Origin of the sequence: Staphylococcus sp. MI 10-1553, from assembly GCF_010365305.1 — a bacterium.
GTDB lineage: Bacteria > Bacillota > Bacilli > Staphylococcales > Staphylococcaceae > Staphylococcus.
In genome coordinates this window covers 2,270,648-2,286,797 of sequence record NZ_CP048279.1, presented here as the reverse complement: position 1 = coordinate 2,286,797, position 16,150 = coordinate 2,270,648, and the positions used below count along the sequence as shown (strand labels likewise).

Here is a 16,150-nt window from a genome sequence, read left to right as displayed (position 1 = left end):
ATAGTAATGGAACTTCAAGAAGCGATTAAATCAAGAAGAAGTATAAAGAAGTTCAAAAGAGATATGCATATAGATGAGTCAGCTTTAAAAGAGGCGATCTATGAAGCGGCAGACGCACCCAATCATGGTATGCGAGAACCTTGGCGTGTTGTGTATGTACCAAAACATAAGCTTGGCGAAATGAGTCGTGAAGTGTCACGTTATGCCTTTCCAAGAGATCAAGAAAAACAACAAAGTCATTACGATGCAGTAACGAACTTAGGTAGCTTTCTTGCGATTGTGATGAAATGTGATGCAAGACAACGTGAAGAAAATGAAAACTATCTTGCAGTCGGTGCTTTTGCGCAAAACCTGCTCTTATTACTGTATGAAAAAGGTATCGGGACATGTTGGAAAACGCCGGAATATATTTTTAAACCTAAAGTACGTGCGGCGTTTGGTGTGGGTCCAGACGAAAAGTTAATCGGATTTTTATACTTAACAGATTTAGAAGAAGAAGACAATTTTCGTAAAGTACCGCGTAAAAATAAAGCGATGATTACAGAGTTTTAAAAGGGACTGTATCGCTTTACATTGTTGAGGCTGCATCTTCAATCGATGTGAAGGACTTGGATATTAAAAAATAAAGGAAGAGGCTAGGACACAATGAAGTATTCCTGGCCTCTTCCTATGAAAATTGAAAACTAGCCTAAACTTTCAGCCAAATAGCTTTCGACTTGTTCAGGTGACTTAGCATTGGCAGAATGTAAGTGATGTAGCTTTTTGCCATTTTGGAAAATTAAAAGGCTCGGAATTCCCATCACTTCATATTGCGTTGCTGCTTCTTCTAATTCGTCGCGATTTACTGCATACCATTCATATTGGTTATATTTTTCAACGATAGGGTCAATCCACATATCCATCGCTCTACAGTCAGGGCACCAACCTGCTTCGAATTTAATAATGACAGGTTCATTACTTTGAATCACTTGATTGAATGCATCCATAGTTGTAATACTTTGCATGTTAGACCTCTCCTTTTAACTGATAAGTAACGATATTATAACGAATTTTATAAGAGAAGTCACCCGTACAAATCGAGGAGCAGTCTTTGCGATGTATGGAAAGTGCTCGAAAAAGTGGTCGGAAGTTAACTTGAAAAAGTAATTGCAGTGATGGGAATCAATTTGTTGCTATTTATTTGTTATAGCGCAAAAGTTGTTTATGTTGAAACTTGCATGCTAAAAATACAAGCATTTTAAATAATAATTTGTTATATTTGAATTAATTTGAACGAGGAGGTTTAATGATGATCAAATTTTATCAATATCTAAACTGCACAACGTGTAAAAAAGCAGCCAAGTTTTTATCAGATAATGGCGTGAGCTTTGAACCTATTGATATTACACAACATACACCGACAAAAGAAGAATTTCGTCAAATCATTGAGAAATCAGATTTAGATATTAAAAAATTTTTCAACACGCACGGTGCAAAATATAAGGAACTGAATTTAAAAGATCGATTAGGTGATATGAGTGATGAAGAAAAATTAGAATTACTCGCATCTGATGGCATGTTAGTGAAAAGACCACTTGCGGTTTCGGGTGATACGGTAACTGTTGGTTTTAAAGAAGCTGACTATCGTGACATTTGGGTGTCATAAAATAGTTGATTGAACCGTTGCAATGTGTCATGATTAACTTGTAACCGTAATCATTAAATAGGAGGGGATTCAAGTGGCAGTGCCAAGTGGATTAAAATATTCAAAAGAACATGAATGGGTAAAAGTTGAAGGAAATACTGCAATCATTGGTATTACTGACTTTGCGCAAAGCGAACTTGGTGATATCGTTTTCGTTGAGCTTCCAGAAGTGGATGATGAAGTATCAGAAGGCGAAACTTTTGGTAGTGTAGAATCTGTTAAAACAGTATCTGAATTATATTCTCCAGTTTCTGGTAAAGTCGTTGCAGTGAATGAAAACTTAGAGGATTCACCAGAAGCAGTTAACGAATCACCATATGAGGAAGCTTGGATGGTTAAAGTTGAATTAAAAGATGAAAGTGAACTAGACGCATTATTAGATGCAGCTGGTTACGAAAAAATGATTGGCGAATAATATCAAAATGAGAACTCCTAGGTAATTTTATTATCAAGGAGTTTTTTATACTCAAATATTTTTTAGAAGGTGAAGACCATGACGATGATCCATAAGGTTATTGTTGTTGAAGGGAAATCTGATAAAAAACGTGTTCAAGAGGTGTTGTTGGAACCTGTCGAAATCGTTTGTACACATGGGACGATGGGAATCGAAAAGTTAGACAATATGATTGAATATCTGTATGATAAACAAGTCTACATTTTAGTAGATGCAGATGCAGAAGGTCGTCGCATTCGCAAATGGTTTACGACATATTTGAGTGAAAGTACAGACATCTATATTGATACGAAATATAGTGAAGTTGCCCGTTGTCCACGCGATTACCTCTCAAACGTATTGCAGCATTTTGATTTTAAAGTGAAGCAAGACTTTTATGTAAAAGGGAAGTATTCATATGAAGAGTGTTTCAAAGCAATCGAACAATATATCTGAGCATTTTAATCAAAGTGTTCATCTGATTTTTGGGTATACACCGATGTGTGGCACATGCAAAATATCAGAACGCATGCTTGATATCGCAAATGAAATGACACAGCTTCCGATTGTGAAGTTGGATTTGAATTATCACCCTGAATGGAGTCAAGAAAAAGAAATTCAATCGGTCCCTATTTTAATGATTATGCGCTATAATCAAGAAGCAGAGCGACTCTATGCATTTCATTCTGTGCCTTACTTGTTAGAAAAATTAAAAAAAGTCATTGACGACAGTGAATGACGATGATAATATAATAATCAATCGAATAGTCAGAAAACTCTTATCCAGAGTGGCGGAGGGATGTGCCCTATGAAGCCCGGCAACCGTCTAAGTTATAGAAATGGTGCCAATTCACATAAAGTATTTTTACTTTTGAAGATGAGAGAAAAGCAATCTACATTCATGCTTTCTCTTTTATCTTTAAAAAGGGGAAGCATTTTTTATTTTCAAATTTTTTAAAGTAGCAACACGGGGAGGAACAGTATGATCACACTTAAAAATATAGTGAAAAAGTACGAAAGCAAAACGAAATCTGTTACTGCTGTAGATGGCGTCAATCTCGAAATTGGAAAAGGTAAGATTTACGGCATTATTGGATTTTCGGGTGCAGGTAAAAGTACTTTAGTCCGTTTATTTAATCATTTAGAAAAACCGACATCAGGGGAAGTGGTTATTGGTGGTGACAATATCGGGCAATTAAGTCCAGCTGAGTTACGTCAAAAGCGTCAAAAAGTGAGTATGATTTTCCAACATTTCAATTTATTGTGGTCAAGAACTGTACTAGACAACATTATTTTTCCACTTGAAATTGCTGGCGTGCCGAAAAATGAAGCGAACGCACGTGCACAAGAATTAGTCACACGCGTTGGGCTACAAGGGAGAGAACATGCGTATCCATCAGAATTATCAGGAGGACAAAAGCAACGTGTTGGTATCGCGCGTGCATTGGCTAATGATCCAGAAGTCTTGTTATGTGATGAGGCCACAAGTGCATTGGACCCACAAACAACCGACGAAATTTTAGATTTGTTGTTACAACTCAAAAACGAGAAAAACTTAACGATTATTATGATTACACATGAAATGCACGTCATTCGTCGTATTTGTGATGAAGTTGCAGTCATGGAAAATGGTCGTGTGATTGAAGAAGGCAAAGTATCACACATTTTCGAGCACCCACAACATCAAGTGACACGCCGATTCGTTCAAGATGATTTGAAACCGAGTGATGATAGTGAAGATTTAGCGCAAACTTTTAAATTAGGCAAAGATGAAGTATTGGCTAAACTCATTTTTTCTGGTGAGAATACGACGCATCCAGTTGTGTCACACTTAACACAGACACATGGGATTTCAGTGAATATTTTAGAGGGCAATATTAAGCATTCTAAAACGGGTACATTAGGTTATTTATTAGTGCACATTGAACAGTTTTCGAGCATTAACTTTGACCAAATTCAGGCAGAGTTAAAAGCACAAAACGTTGAGATAGAGGTGGTCAGTCATGGGTAAAAGTTTTAGCGAAATCTTGCAAGAAATGATTACAATGCCAAATATACGTTGGCCTGATGTATGGGAAGCGACGTACGAAACATTGTATATGACCATTATCTCGACAGCATTTTCGTTCGTGTTAGGGCTTATCCTAGGCGTGATTTTGTTTTTAACATCGAAAAGCGAATCCAAAATCGGTCGTGTATTTTATAGCATTGTATCGTTTGTTGTGAACTTATTCAGAGCGATTCCATTTATCATTTTAATCTTACTCTTAATTCCGTTCACAAGTTTAGTACTCGGTACAATTAGTGGTCCGACAGGTGCGTTACCTGCATTAATTATCGGTGCTTCACCATTCTACGGACGTTTAGTTGAGATTGCTTTGAAAGAAATTGACAAAGGTGTCATCGAAGCGGCACGTTCAATGGGGGCAACAACTTGGAATATTATACTTAAAGTGTTAATTCCAGAATCATTGCCAGCGCTCATTTCAGGGATTACTGTGACAGCAATTGCGTTAGTAGGATCTACAGCAGTGGCAGGTGTTATCGGTGCAGGTGGTTTAGGGAACTTGGCATACTTAACAGGTTTCACGCGTAACCAAAATGACGTCATTTTAGTTTCAACGATTTTAATATTAATTTTGGTATTTATTATTCAATTCTTAGGTGATTGGATAACGAATAAAATAGATAAACGCTAATAATAGTGAAGAGGAGATTGTATTAATGAAAAGATTTTTATCGATTATTGTTGTTCTTGTTGTTGCAGTTGCTTTAGCCGCTTGTGGAAATGGTTCTGATAGTAAAAAAGAAGACAAAAAGATTGTTGTTGGGGCATCCCCTGCGCCACACGCTGAAATCTTAGAACAAGCAAAACCATTATTGAAAGATAAAGGTTACGATTTAGAAATTAAAACAATTAATGATTACACAACACCAAACAAATTATTAGATGCTGGGGAATTAGATGCTAACTTTTTCCAACATACACCTTATTTAGACACTGAGAAAAAAGACAAAGGTTATAAAATTGAATCTGCTGGTAATGTTCATTTAGAACCTATGGCTGTTTATTCAAAAAAATATAAAAGCTTAAAAGATTTACCAAAAGGGGCAGAAATTTTCGTTTCTAACAACCCATCTGAACAGGGACGTTTCTTAAAATTCTTCGTTGATGAAGGTTTAATTAAGATTAAAAAGGGTGTAAAAATCCAAGACGCAACATTTGATGATATTACTGAAAATAAGAAAGACCTTAAATTTAACAGTAAACAATCTGCAGAATTTTTACCAAAAACGTTCCAAAATGATGAAGGTGATGCCGTGATCATCAACTCTAACTTTGCTATCGAACAAAAATTAAACCCTCAAAAAGATTCAATTGCTGTTGAAAAAGGTGAAGACAACCCTTATGCAAACTTAATCGCTGTTAAAGAGGGCCATAAAGACGATGAAAAAATCAAAGTTTTAATGGAAGTTTTACATTCTAAAGACATTAAAGACTTCATTAAGAAAAAATATGATGGTGCTGTATTACCTGCAGAATAAGGTGAATCGTACTAGCATATGATGTGAAATAAAAATACAATGCGGTGTGATTAGGTGGAAGTCAGTTAAAAGACTTTACTATCACACCACATTCATTATAACAATGATGAACATAGGTATGAGGGGAGCGTATGATACATATGAAAAAATTATCAGTATTGTTCACTGCAATTGCTGCACTAGTGCTTGTTTTGGCAGCGTGTGGTAAAGGAAGCAATGAAAGTAATAGTAAAAAAATCGTTGTTGCAGCAACACCTACACCACATGGACAAGTTGTGAAAAAGGCTGCTGAGATTATGAAGAAAAAAGGGTATGACGTTGAAGTTCGTGAAGTCAATGACTATAAAATTCCGAACAAATTGTTAGACAAAGGTGATGTCGATGCGAACATGTTCCAACACGTCCCTTATTTAAAAGCAGAACAAAAGTCACACGGTTATCAAATTGAAGAAGTAGGTAAAGTCTTAACAACACCAATGGCTGTATATAGTAAAAAACATAAAAGTTTAAAAGACTTACCAGATGGCGCTAAAATTTATATTTCAAATAATCCAGCTGAAGAAGGACGTTTCTTATCATTTTTCGTTAAAGCGGGATTAATTAAGATTAAAGATGGTGTGAAAATTGAAGATGCGAAGTTAGATGACATTGTGGAAAATAAAAAGCATCTTGAGTTCGATAACCAACAAGGGGCAGAATTCTTACCAAAAACGTACAACAATAATGAAGGTGATGCGGTCATTATGAACTCTAACTATGCGATTGATAATGGTTTGAAGCCATTGAAAGATTCGATTGCGGTTGAAGATGAGTCATCCCCATTTGCGAATATTTTAGCTGTTCAAAAAGGACATAAAAATGATGAAAAGTATCAAGAGTTATTGAAGGTGTTACAGTCGGATGAAGTGCGCGATTATATTAATAAAGAGTTTGATGGTGCTGTTATTCCTGCGAAGTAATGTTCTGATTCACATTTCATATACAATGAGTTTGAGAAATGTACCTACTGCTTAAAACGGGCGGTACTTCCGAGAATAGCTGAAGTCTCAATACCATTTTTCAATATGTCGTCATTATTTTTATAGAAGGCAAATTGGGCTTTCGGGAGTAGTACAGAAATCTTATGTGACACAAAGATTTCGTCGTACTGCCTCCGCAAGGCTGACTAGACTTCTCAAAAGTGAAAGCGTTGAGAAGTCAGACAGCTACTGCGTTAAATAGTAGCCACTGTTAAATTAAAAGGGGTTAAGCTCAATCCATATTGTAACAATCGGGGCCTCGCCTGTTTGATCACTTTGAATTTAAAGTCTGTGAATTGATGAGGATAAAGTGTGAAATTTTAGTTTTAATTCATATGTTTTAGACGAATGAAACTCATAAACAATACACATGTGAAAATGATAGAAGCGCAAATAAAGTATATTGATGTTGAATTATCATAGTATTTAGTATATTTGTAGACAGTCTCAATAAAGACAGCATAATGTATAGTTAAGCTAGAAATAGTTATTGACAAGATTATATCAATAAGAGGAAAATTATGTTGTTTATACGGTTAGAAGTGGCTAGGTGATTAAAATGAGTTTGCAAGACAAAAGTAAAAAAACAGGGAATTGGCTCATAAATTAGCAAATGAAGGCGATGATAATGATGTAGTAGCAAATAGATATTATTTTTCATGCTTTCAAAAATTATTACACTTAGCTCAAACTGAATTTCAAAATTCTAAAAAGGATAATGATAAATCTTCACATACATCTCTTATTTTTTGTGTTGAAGAAGAAATCAATAAAGCTATGAGAGATGAGAAAAAAGAATGTAATTAGTTAGGGCAAAAAATATTAAATCTGTTTATTTGAAACTTAAGCAATCAAGAGTTAAAGCTGATTATCAAAGTGAAAAAGTCACAGTGGATGAAATTAAGTTAATTCAGAAATATGTAAAAGTCTTTGATGATTGCTATCAAATAATAAAAAATGAACTATTCTGTATTTCTTCCTAATAATAATGTCAAAAAGCACACACAATCGAAATGGTCATGTGTGCTTTCAGTTTATTTTGTTTCAGCTTCGGCTGTAAATTGACCTAAGATGTAACTTATAGCAAAACCGATAATGAGTGTTACGATAGAGACGACCCATGTTAGTCCTGATGTCGGCAGTCCTGGGAACACTGAGAAGAGTGAACCGATCACTAGCCCTAATATTGCAGCATAAGTTAAATACGTATAATGTTCGAGTAAAAACGTAATGATTTTACTTGCGATGACAAAACCGATGACGACACCGACACCGACTAATAAAATGACAGGAAGCCCTTCAAAGTTAAAACGAACAGCTTCTGAAATAGAAAATGTCACTGTACTGTAAACGCCGAATAATAATAAAACGAATGAACCTGAAATGCCGGGCAATAACATCGCACTTGATGCACAAATCCCTGCAATTAAATATTTTATCAACATCGGTCCTGATAAATCGATGTGTGAAGGCACAGCATGACTACTGTCGCCTTTGAAAAATGCCATTGTCGCTAAAATAATGACGCAGACAAGCATGACGAGCCAATGCTGAATGTGATATGTCTGTCTATATCTTGAGATGCGTAATAAAAATGGAATAATCCCTAATATCAGTCCAAAGAAAAAGAACATAGTCGGGACGGGATGTTCGGCTAATAAATAATTAATGACACTACTTAAAATACCGATTGCTAAGCCCATGCCAATCACTATCGGTAATAAAAATAAAATACTCTTTTTAAAATTTTTTGAGAAAACACCACTTACTGATTGAATGAAATCATCATATATTCCGAGTAATAACGCAATTGTACCGCCACTTACGCCTGGAATTAAATCACTGACACCCATTGCGAAACCACGTGGAATATTAGAAAGTTTAAATTTCGACATAATTGTAATCCTTTCTTTTTTATCCATACATCATAACATATTATACCCATTTTCTATTAGTGATAATATCATCTCGATTTGAATGAGAACAGAGTGCTTTTAATTATCAATAACGTTTCTAAAAAAGTTTGTGAGAATGATTCTTCTACAAACTGAATATATAACGCTAAACGGTTTATCAATCCCTTTATTTCCGTTATAATAAGCAACTAGATAGATTTGAAAACCTTTTGACGTTACATTAAAATTATTATAAACTAAACTATGGAATCTAACATTATTTTGGAGGGAATATTAATGCCATCAACATTAGAAATTAAAGACTTACATGTGTCTATTGACGATAAAGAGATCTTAAAAGGTGTTAACTTGACAATCAACACAGGGGAAATTCATGCCATCATGGGGCCAAACGGTACAGGTAAATCAACATTATCTTCAGCAATTATGGGCCACCCGTCTTATGAAGTGACACAAGGTGAAGTGTTATTAGATGGAGTAAATGTTTTAGAATTAGAAGTTGATGAACGTGCCAAAGCGGGTCTTTTCTTAGCTATGCAATATCCATCAGAAATTACGGGTGTGACAAATGCGGACTTTATGCGTTCAGCAATCAATGCGCAACGTGAAGAAGGTAACGAAATTAACTTAATGCAATTCATTAAAAAGTTAGACAAACAAATGGATTTCTTAGATATGGATAAAGACATGGCGCAACGTTACTTAAATGAAGGTTTCTCTGGCGGGGAGAAAAAACGTAACGAAATTTTACAATTAATGATGTTACAACCTAAATTCGCTATTTTAGATGAAATTGACTCTGGTCTTGATATCGACGCATTAAAAGTTGTATCAAAAGGAATCAATGAAATGCGCGGAGAAGAATTTGGTTCATTAATTATCACGCACTACCAACGTTTATTAAACTATATCACACCAGATCACGTGCACGTTATGTATAACGGTATCGTAGTGAAATCAGGCGGTGCTGAATTAGCAAAACGCCTTGAAGAAGAAGGTTATGAATGGGTTAAAGAAGAATACGAATCATTAATGGCAAACCAATAATCATCACAGGAGGAAATAATTATGACGACTGAAACATTAAATATTTCTGAAGCTCAACTTGTTGATTATTCACAAGCCCATAACGAACCTTCGTGGATGACTGAATTAAGAAAAAAATCACTTAAACAAGTCGAATCTTTAGAAATGCCTAAACCAGATAAAACAAAATTGACAAAATGGGATTTTGATTCATTTAAACAGCATGAAACACAAGGTGCTGTGTACAATGATTTAAAAGAATTACCAAAAGAAATCGATCGTATTATTAACGTAGAAAACACTGAAAACTTGGTAATTCAACATAATAACACGCTTGCATATACAAAAGTAAATGAAAAAGCGCTACAAGACGGTGTGATTATTGAGCATATAAGTGAAGCGTTAATTCATCATAGTGATTTAGTTCAAAAGTATTTTATGAAAGATGCTGTTACGGTAGATGAACACCGCTTAACTGCTTTACACACTGCATTAATGAACGGTGGTATTTTCGTCTACGTACCTAAAAATGTAGTCGTTGAACATCCCATTCAATACGTTGTGCTTCATGACGATGACAATGCAAGTTTCTTCAACCACGTTTTATTAGTGACTGAAGAAAGCGCTGAAGTAACATACGTAGAAAACTATTTATCAACTGCAAGTGGAGAAGGAAATCAATTAAATATTGTTTCTGAAGTCATCGCAGGCGCGAACTCTAACATTTCATATGGTTCTGTTGACTTTTTAGATCAAGGATTTACAGGTCATATCATTCGTCGTGGTGTGACTGCAGCAGATGCCTCTATTCGTTGGTCATTAGGTTTAATGAATGAAGGCGACCAAATTATTGATAACACAACAAACCTAATTGGTGATCGTTCATCTTCTGAGCTTAAATCAGTTGTGGTTGGACGTGGCGATCAAACGATTAACTTAACATCTCGTATTGTGCAATATGGTAAAGAAACAGATGGCTATATCTTGAAGCATGGTGTAATGAAAGAAAATGCTTCTTCTATCTTTAATGGTATTGGTCATATTAAGCACGGTGGTTCAGGTTCATCAGCAAACCAAGAATCACGTGTGTTAATGCTTTCTGAAAATGCACGTGGTGATGCGAACCCAATTCTATTAATTGATGAAGACGATGTAGAAGCAGGACACGCAGCATCAGTAGGTCGTGTAGATCCAGAACAACTTTACTACCTTATGAGTCGTGGTATTTCACAATCAGAAGCAGAACGTCTTGTCATTCACGGATTCTTAGATCCAGTTGTACGTGAATTACCAATTGAAGATGTTCAACGTCAATTACGTGAAGTGATTGAGCTGAAAGTAGGCAAATAATACAATTCAAGAAAGGTCTGTGATTGTAGTGGCCGATACAAAACTAAATGTAGAAGCAATTATCAAAGACTTTCCCATTTTAGAACAACAAGTAAATGGGAAACGTCTTGCATATTTGGATTCAACAGCAACAAGTCAAAAACCGAAGCAAGTGATTGACGCATTGACAGATTACTACGAGCGATACAATTCCAACGTGCATCGTGGTGTGCATACACTTGGTTCACTTGCAACAGATGGTTACGAAGGGGCGCGTGAAACGGTCCGTCGTTTTATCCATGCGAAATATTTTGAAGAAATTATTTTTACTCGTGGTACAACAGCAGCGATTAATATGATTGCACATAGCTATGGAGATGCCAATATAGGAGAAGGTGACGAAATTGTTGTCACACAAATGGAGCATCACGCGAATCTTGTCCCTTGGCAACAACTCGCGAAACGTAAAGGTGCGACATTAAAATTTATCCCGATGACAGCAGATGGTACGATTACATTAGAAGCTGTGCGTGAGACAATTTCAGAACGTACTAAAATTTTAGCGATCGCGCACGTTTCTAACGTATTAGGAACAATTAATGATATTAAAGCTATTGCAGAAATTGCGCATGAACATGGTGCGATTATTTCAGTTGATGGTGCACAATCTGTTCCACATATGAAAGTAGATGTTCAAGATTTGAATGTTGATTTTTATAGTTTTAGTGGCCATAAAATGCTTGGACCAACAGGAATTGGTGTGCTTTATGGAAAGCGAGAACACTTAAATCAAATGGAGCCAACTGAATTTGGTGGCGATATGATTGATTTTGTGGACTTGTATGACAGTACTTGGGCAGACTTACCGACTAAGTTTGAAGCAGGCACACCTTTAATTGCTCAAGCGATTGGCTTACAAGCAGCTATTGAATATATTGAGTCCATTGGTTTTGATGCGATTCACGAACATGAACAAGCTTTAACAACGTATGCCTATGAACAAATGTCACAAATTGAAGGTATCGACATTTACGGACCATCTAAAGACAAACGTGCAGGTATCATTACGTTCAATCTTAAAGATGTGCATCCACATGACGTTGCGACTGCTTTGGATACTGAAGGTGTCGCAGTCCGTGCAGGTCACCATTGTGCACAACCATTAATGAAATGGTTAAACGTTTCTTCAACAGCACGTGCAAGTTTTTATATCTATAATACAAAAGAAGATATCGATCAACTTGTCGAAGGATTGAAACAAACGAAGGAGTTTTTCTCATATGAACTTTAATAATCTAGACCAATTATATCGTTCGGTGATTATGGATCATTATAAAAATCCTCGCAACAAAGGTGTCATTGAAGACGGAACGATGACTGTTGATATGAACAATCCCACTTGTGGTGACCGTATCCGTTTAACATTTGATATTGAAGATGGTGTCATTCGTGATGCGAAATTTGAAGGTGAAGGTTGTTCGATTTCGATGTCTAGTGCGTCGATGATGACTGAAGCGATTAAAGGGCATAGTTTAAAAGAAGCCATGCAAATGAGTCAAGAATTTACGAAAATGATGCTCGGTGAAGATTATGAAATCACTGAGGAAATGGGAGATATTGAAGCATTACAAGGTGTTTCTCAATTCCCAGCCCGCATTAAATGTGCCACACTTGCATGGAAAGCACTTGAAAAGGGTACTGTAGAAAAAGAAGGTAAAAGTGAAGAATAGTCGCTCGTGAGAACTTTTTACACGGCGATAACGATAGAGTTGAAATGAGTTGTCATAAGGCACTCATGAATGAATTAGAAATAGGAGTGATAATTGATGGCTAAAAAAGCACCTGATGTAGGCGATTATAAATATGGCTTCCATGATGAAGACGTATCGATTTTTAGATCAGAACGTGGCTTAACAGAAAATATTGTACGTGAAATTTCAAGAATGAAAAACGAACCTGAATGGATGTTGGACTTCCGTTTAAAATCTTTAAAACAGTTTTATAAAATGCCAATGCCACAATGGGGTGGCGACTTATCTGAATTAGACTTTGACGACATTACGTATTATGTTAAACCGTCAGAGCGTTCAGAGCGTTCTTGGGATGAAGTACCTGAAGAAATTAAACGTACTTTCGATAAATTAGGTATTCCAGAAGCTGAGCAAAAATATTTAGCAGGTGTATCTGCACAATATGAATCAGAAGTGGTTTATCATAACATGGAAAAAGAACTTGAAGAAAAAGGAATTATCTTCAAAGACACAGATACAGCATTAAAAGAAAACGAAGAACTTTTCAAAGAATATTTTGCATCTGTCATTCCAGCAGCTGACAACAAGTTCGCAGCATTGAACTCAGCAGTATGGTCAGGTGGTTCATTCATCTACGTACCGAAAAACGTGAAATTGGACACACCTTTACAAGCGTATTTCCGCATTAACTCAGAAAACATGGGTCAATTCGAACGTACATTAATCATTGCTGACGAAGGGGCATCTGTAAACTATGTTGAAGGTTGTACAGCACCAGTGTACACAACTAACTCATTACACTCAGCAGTTGTTGAAATCATTGTACACAAAGATGCGCACGTACGTTACACAACGATTCAAAACTGGGCAAACAACGTGTATAACCTTGTGACAAAACGTACATTCGTTCATGAAAATGGCAACATGGAATGGGTAGATGGGAACTTAGGTTCTAAACTCACAATGAAATATCCAGCGTGTGTCTTATTAGGTGAAGGTGCAAAAGGTAGCACATTATCCATCGCATTTGCCGGTAAAGGTCAAGTTCAAGATGCAGGTGCTAAAATGATTCATAAAGCACCAAACACATCTTCAACGATCGTTTCAAAATCGATTTCTAAAGATGGCGGTAAAGTGGTTTATCGTGGTATCGTTCATTTTGGTCGTAAAGCAAAAGGCGCAAGATCAAACATTGAATGTGATACATTAATTCTTGATAATGAATCTACATCTGATACTATTCCATACAATGAAATATTCAACGACAATATTTCATTAGAGCATGAAGCAAAAGTGTCTAAAGTATCTGAAGAACAATTATTCTATCTCATGTCACGTGGTATTTCTGAAGAAGAAGCGACAGAAATGATCGTTATGGGATTCATCGAGCCATTCACAAAAGAATTACCAATGGAATATGCCGTTGAAATGAACCGTCTCATCAAGTTCGAGATGGAAGGTAGTATCGGCTAAGCTGAATAAGCATGGTTGAGCGGATTTAGTGAATAGCTAAGACAGTTTGATACCTCTTTATTTTGATTATATTCAAAATAAAGGGGTATTTTCGTTATTACTCATATAAGAATGGAATACTTTGATTTTTAATTGCAGAATTTAAAACTATATGTTTTCTTGTATACCTTTAGTATTTAGGTGTGTGATTGTTAATAAAATTGTATATCAATCAAAATGTAAGTGATGCTATAATTAAAAGTAGCACATAGAGACGCACACTACTCATATTTATTATTAGAGTCCAATTCAACTTAAAATACTCGGATGTATTAAATTGCTTCCTGTTCACGATTTTAAAGAATAAGTAGATAATGCGTATTTCAATAAAACTAAAATTAATTGAAAATTCAAAAAAATAATAAAAACTAGTGCTAAAGATATTATTTTGAAAATCAGGGGGGGTACTAAATGAAAAAAGTTTTTATGATTGTACATGAGTTGGATGTTAATAAAGGCGGCATGACGACTGCCATGTTGACAAGGAGTAAAGTTTTTTATGACAACAAAATTGCGGGTAACATTGTTACATTTGATTACAAATTGGACTATCCAGAAATTATTCAGGCATTAAAAGAATCCAAAAAGATGGATAGGAGAACTGAAATGTTGAATCCTTTTGACTTCTATAAAGCTAAAGCAGAGCGATCAAAAATTAAAAGGAATCCAACGTTATATAAGGCTATAGACCAGTTATTAAAAGGAACAGTTGAGATAAAAGAAAGTCAATCTGTCTCTAGATATTTCAATCAAAAAACTGGTGCATACGTAGCCTATAAAAAATCTTTTGAGAATACAAGCTTTTTAGATATATTTGAAAACAATAAAAGGATTAAAAGAATTTATTATCGTGAAGAGAAGATTCAAAAAATTGATGTGTTTAATCATGAAAATAAATTAACAGCTGAGCAATTTTTTGATAGTAAGTGCTACCTCTATTTATATAGACAAATCAATGCCAAAAATGGTAGTGTCGGACAAACATATTTGATTAATGAGAAAAAACAATTTAAAAATAATGTAGGATTTTGTACATATTTTTTAGATGAACTAATTAAAGATGATAAGAAGAATATCATGATATGTGATGGCCCAGGTAGTTTTCCAAAAATGCTAGCGACTCAACATAAAATTGCAAAAAAGTTTGCTGTGATTCATACTAATCATTATAAAAATTTTGATAATAGTGGAGCAATTAAAGAAAGAGAAGACTTTATATTAAAAAATGCCAAAAAAATAGATGGAATTATTTGTCTCACTGAAGCGCAAAAAAGAGATGTTATCAATGAATACCAAATTGATAACGTTTCTGTCATTAGTAATTTTATTAACATCACAGACCAAATCCCTGAAACTACACATCGAAAAGTGGTTGGACATATTTCTAGATTAGTACCACAAAAAGGTTTGCCATACTTAATAGAAGTAGCAAAAGAAGTTGTTGAAAAGGATAATGAGATAGAATTTCATATCTATGGTGATGGAGAAGAGAAAAATAAATTGGAGCGTTTAATAAGAGAAAATGAGCTTGAGAAAAATGTTAAATTATTAGGCTATACCAATAATGCAACTGATAAAATTAAAGACTTTGGTTGTGTCGTTTCTACATCTCAAGTTGAAGGTCAAGGTCTTAGCATTATTGAAGCGATGTTACTAGAAAAGCCTGTGATTGCATTTGATATTAAATATGGCCCTTCAGACTTCATTAAATACGAAGAAAATGGTTATTTAATCGAAAACCAAAATATTTCTGAAATGGCTGATAAAATTTTAAAAGTCATTAATGATAAAGCTTTAGCTAAGCGATATGGAAAAAAAGGTAGAAAAACAATTATTGAACTATATCAATCTGATAAAATAATGGAAAAATGGGGTAAACTTTTTAATGGGAATATCTTAGTGTAGAAAGGAAGTTTAGTATGACTGTAAAAAAG

At 35.1% G+C, this 16,150-nt stretch carries 18 protein-coding genes and 1 riboswitch; of the genes, 16 read left to right on the top strand and 2 right to left on the bottom strand.

The window, feature by feature from the left end; all coding sequences use genetic code 11:
- Window positions 1-6 precede the first annotated feature (6 nt).
- Complete coding sequence (locus GZH82_RS10790) at window positions 7-552, top strand: nitroreductase family protein (RefSeq protein ID WP_162682479.1); 546 nt, start codon at window positions 7-9, stop codon at window positions 550-552.
- A 131-nt stretch (window positions 553-683) separates the two neighbouring features.
- Here GZH82_RS10790 and GZH82_RS10785 read toward each other — a convergent pair whose 3' ends face one another.
- Window positions 684-1,004 (bottom strand): thioredoxin family protein, encoded by a 321-nt coding sequence (locus GZH82_RS10785; RefSeq protein ID WP_162682478.1) that lies wholly within the window; start codon window positions 1,002-1,004, stop codon window positions 684-686.
- 284 nt (window positions 1,005-1,288) lie between these two features.
- Here GZH82_RS10785 and GZH82_RS10780 point away from each other — a divergent pair, with 284 nt between their 5' ends.
- From GZH82_RS10780 to GZH82_RS10740, 9 genes are all read left to right on the top strand, one after another.
- Complete coding sequence (locus GZH82_RS10780; protein WP_203232886.1) at window positions 1,289-1,645, top strand: arsenate reductase family protein; 357 nt, start codon at window positions 1,289-1,291, stop codon at window positions 1,643-1,645.
- Between the two features lie 73 nt (window positions 1,646-1,718).
- Window positions 1,719-2,099, top strand: a complete 381-nt coding sequence (gene gcvH, locus GZH82_RS10775; protein ID WP_162682476.1) for a glycine cleavage system protein GcvH — start codon at window positions 1,719-1,721, stop codon at window positions 2,097-2,099.
- Window positions 2,100-2,177: 78 nt separating this feature from the next.
- Window positions 2,178-2,573 carry a toprim domain-containing protein gene (locus GZH82_RS10770; RefSeq protein ID WP_162682475.1) on the top strand — a complete coding sequence of 132 codons (396 nt, stop codon included), beginning with the start codon at window positions 2,178-2,180 and terminating at the stop codon, window positions 2,571-2,573.
- Window positions 2,536-2,856 carry a thioredoxin family protein gene (locus GZH82_RS10765; protein WP_162682474.1) on the top strand — a complete coding sequence of 107 codons (321 nt, stop codon included), beginning with the start codon at window positions 2,536-2,538 and terminating at the stop codon, window positions 2,854-2,856. Before GZH82_RS10770 ends, GZH82_RS10765 begins: the two co-directional genes overlap by 38 nt.
- Window positions 2,857-2,893: 37 nt before the next feature.
- A riboswitch (SAM riboswitch) is annotated at window positions 2,894-3,001 on the top strand.
- 98 nt (window positions 3,002-3,099) lie between these two features.
- Window positions 3,100-4,128, top strand: coding sequence for a methionine ABC transporter ATP-binding protein (locus GZH82_RS10760; protein ID WP_162682473.1), 1,029 nt, complete (start codon window positions 3,100-3,102; stop codon window positions 4,126-4,128).
- Window positions 4,121-4,816 carry a methionine ABC transporter permease gene (locus tag GZH82_RS10755; protein ID WP_162682472.1) on the top strand — a complete coding sequence of 232 codons (696 nt, stop codon included), beginning with the start codon at window positions 4,121-4,123 and terminating at the stop codon, window positions 4,814-4,816. The genes GZH82_RS10760 and GZH82_RS10755 overlap by 8 nt, the downstream gene beginning before the upstream one ends.
- 25 nt (window positions 4,817-4,841) lie before the next feature.
- A complete protein-coding gene (locus GZH82_RS10750; protein WP_162682471.1) occupies window positions 4,842-5,663 on the top strand; it encodes a MetQ/NlpA family ABC transporter substrate-binding protein in 822 nt (273 codons plus the stop codon).
- Window positions 5,664-5,803: 140 nt separating this feature from the next.
- On the top strand, window positions 5,804-6,622 hold the full coding sequence (locus GZH82_RS10745; protein ID WP_162683051.1) for a MetQ/NlpA family ABC transporter substrate-binding protein: 819 nt from the start codon (window positions 5,804-5,806) through the stop codon (window positions 6,620-6,622).
- 654 nt (window positions 6,623-7,276) lie between these two features.
- Window positions 7,277-7,489, top strand: coding sequence for a hypothetical protein (locus GZH82_RS10740; protein ID WP_162682470.1), 213 nt, complete (start codon window positions 7,277-7,279; stop codon window positions 7,487-7,489).
- 227 nt (window positions 7,490-7,716) lie between these two features.
- On the opposite strand, the gene popT is transcribed toward GZH82_RS10740, so the two are convergent.
- On the bottom strand, window positions 7,717-8,577 hold the full coding sequence (gene popT / locus GZH82_RS10735; RefSeq protein WP_162682469.1) for a polyprenyl-phosphate transporter PopT: 861 nt from the start codon (window positions 8,575-8,577) through the stop codon (window positions 7,717-7,719).
- A gap of 297 nt (window positions 8,578-8,874) precedes the next feature.
- Between popT and sufC the strand changes: the two genes are divergently transcribed.
- From sufC to GZH82_RS10705, 6 genes are all read left to right on the top strand, one after another.
- Window positions 8,875-9,645, top strand: a complete 771-nt coding sequence (sufC, locus tag GZH82_RS10730; protein ID WP_162682468.1) for a Fe-S cluster assembly ATPase SufC — start codon at window positions 8,875-8,877, stop codon at window positions 9,643-9,645.
- A 21-nt stretch (window positions 9,646-9,666) separates the two neighbouring features.
- Window positions 9,667-10,974 (top strand): Fe-S cluster assembly protein SufD, encoded by a 1,308-nt coding sequence (gene sufD, locus GZH82_RS10725; protein WP_162682467.1) that lies wholly within the window; start codon window positions 9,667-9,669, stop codon window positions 10,972-10,974.
- Between the two features lie 28 nt (window positions 10,975-11,002).
- Window positions 11,003-12,244 carry a cysteine desulfurase gene (locus GZH82_RS10720; protein ID WP_162682466.1) on the top strand — a complete coding sequence of 414 codons (1,242 nt, stop codon included), beginning with the start codon at window positions 11,003-11,005 and terminating at the stop codon, window positions 12,242-12,244.
- Window positions 12,234-12,683: a Fe-S cluster assembly sulfur transfer protein SufU gene (gene sufU / locus GZH82_RS10715; RefSeq protein ID WP_019166867.1), complete on the top strand. Its 450-nt coding sequence runs from the start codon at window positions 12,234-12,236 to the stop codon at window positions 12,681-12,683. Before GZH82_RS10720 ends, sufU begins: the two co-directional genes overlap by 11 nt.
- 96 nt (window positions 12,684-12,779) lie before the next feature.
- Window positions 12,780-14,177, top strand: a complete 1,398-nt coding sequence (gene sufB, locus GZH82_RS10710) for a Fe-S cluster assembly protein SufB (RefSeq protein WP_162682465.1) — start codon at window positions 12,780-12,782, stop codon at window positions 14,175-14,177.
- A gap of 450 nt (window positions 14,178-14,627) precedes the next feature.
- Window positions 14,628-16,121, top strand: coding sequence for a glycosyltransferase (locus GZH82_RS10705; protein ID WP_162682464.1), 1,494 nt, complete (start codon window positions 14,628-14,630; stop codon window positions 16,119-16,121).
- Window positions 16,122-16,150 lie beyond the last annotated feature (29 nt).

Excerpts from the sequence above, each read along its gene's own strand:
- GZH82_RS10790 (WP_162682479.1), top strand. The coding sequence starts at position 7 with ATGGAACTTCAAGAAGCGATTAAATCAAGAAGAAGTATAAAGAAGTTC.
- GZH82_RS10785 (WP_162682478.1), bottom strand. The coding sequence starts at position 1,004 with ATGCAAAGTATTACAACTATGGATGCATTCAATCAAGTGATTCAAAGT.
- GZH82_RS10780 (WP_203232886.1), top strand. The coding sequence starts at position 1,289 with ATGATCAAATTTTATCAATATCTAAACTGCACAACGTGTAAAAAAGCA.
- GZH82_RS10770 (WP_162682475.1), top strand. The coding sequence starts at position 2,178 with ATGACGATGATCCATAAGGTTATTGTTGTTGAAGGGAAATCTGATAAA.
- GZH82_RS10765 (WP_162682474.1), top strand. The coding sequence starts at position 2,536 with ATGAAGAGTGTTTCAAAGCAATCGAACAATATATCTGAGCATTTTAAT.
- GZH82_RS10760 (WP_162682473.1), top strand. The coding sequence starts at position 3,100 with ATGATCACACTTAAAAATATAGTGAAAAAGTACGAAAGCAAAACGAAA.
- GZH82_RS10755 (WP_162682472.1), top strand. The coding sequence starts at position 4,121 with ATGGGTAAAAGTTTTAGCGAAATCTTGCAAGAAATGATTACAATGCCA.
- GZH82_RS10750 (WP_162682471.1), top strand. The coding sequence starts at position 4,842 with ATGAAAAGATTTTTATCGATTATTGTTGTTCTTGTTGTTGCAGTTGCT.
- GZH82_RS10745 (WP_162683051.1), top strand. The coding sequence starts at position 5,804 with ATGAAAAAATTATCAGTATTGTTCACTGCAATTGCTGCACTAGTGCTT.
- popT (WP_162682469.1), bottom strand. The coding sequence starts at position 8,577 with ATGTCGAAATTTAAACTTTCTAATATTCCACGTGGTTTCGCAATGGGT.
- sufC (WP_162682468.1), top strand. The coding sequence starts at position 8,875 with ATGCCATCAACATTAGAAATTAAAGACTTACATGTGTCTATTGACGAT.
- sufD (WP_162682467.1), top strand. The coding sequence starts at position 9,667 with ATGACGACTGAAACATTAAATATTTCTGAAGCTCAACTTGTTGATTAT.
- sufU (WP_019166867.1), top strand. The coding sequence starts at position 12,234 with ATGAACTTTAATAATCTAGACCAATTATATCGTTCGGTGATTATGGAT.
- sufB (WP_162682465.1), top strand. The coding sequence starts at position 12,780 with ATGGCTAAAAAAGCACCTGATGTAGGCGATTATAAATATGGCTTCCAT.
- GZH82_RS10705 (WP_162682464.1), top strand. The coding sequence starts at position 14,628 with ATGAAAAAAGTTTTTATGATTGTACATGAGTTGGATGTTAATAAAGGC.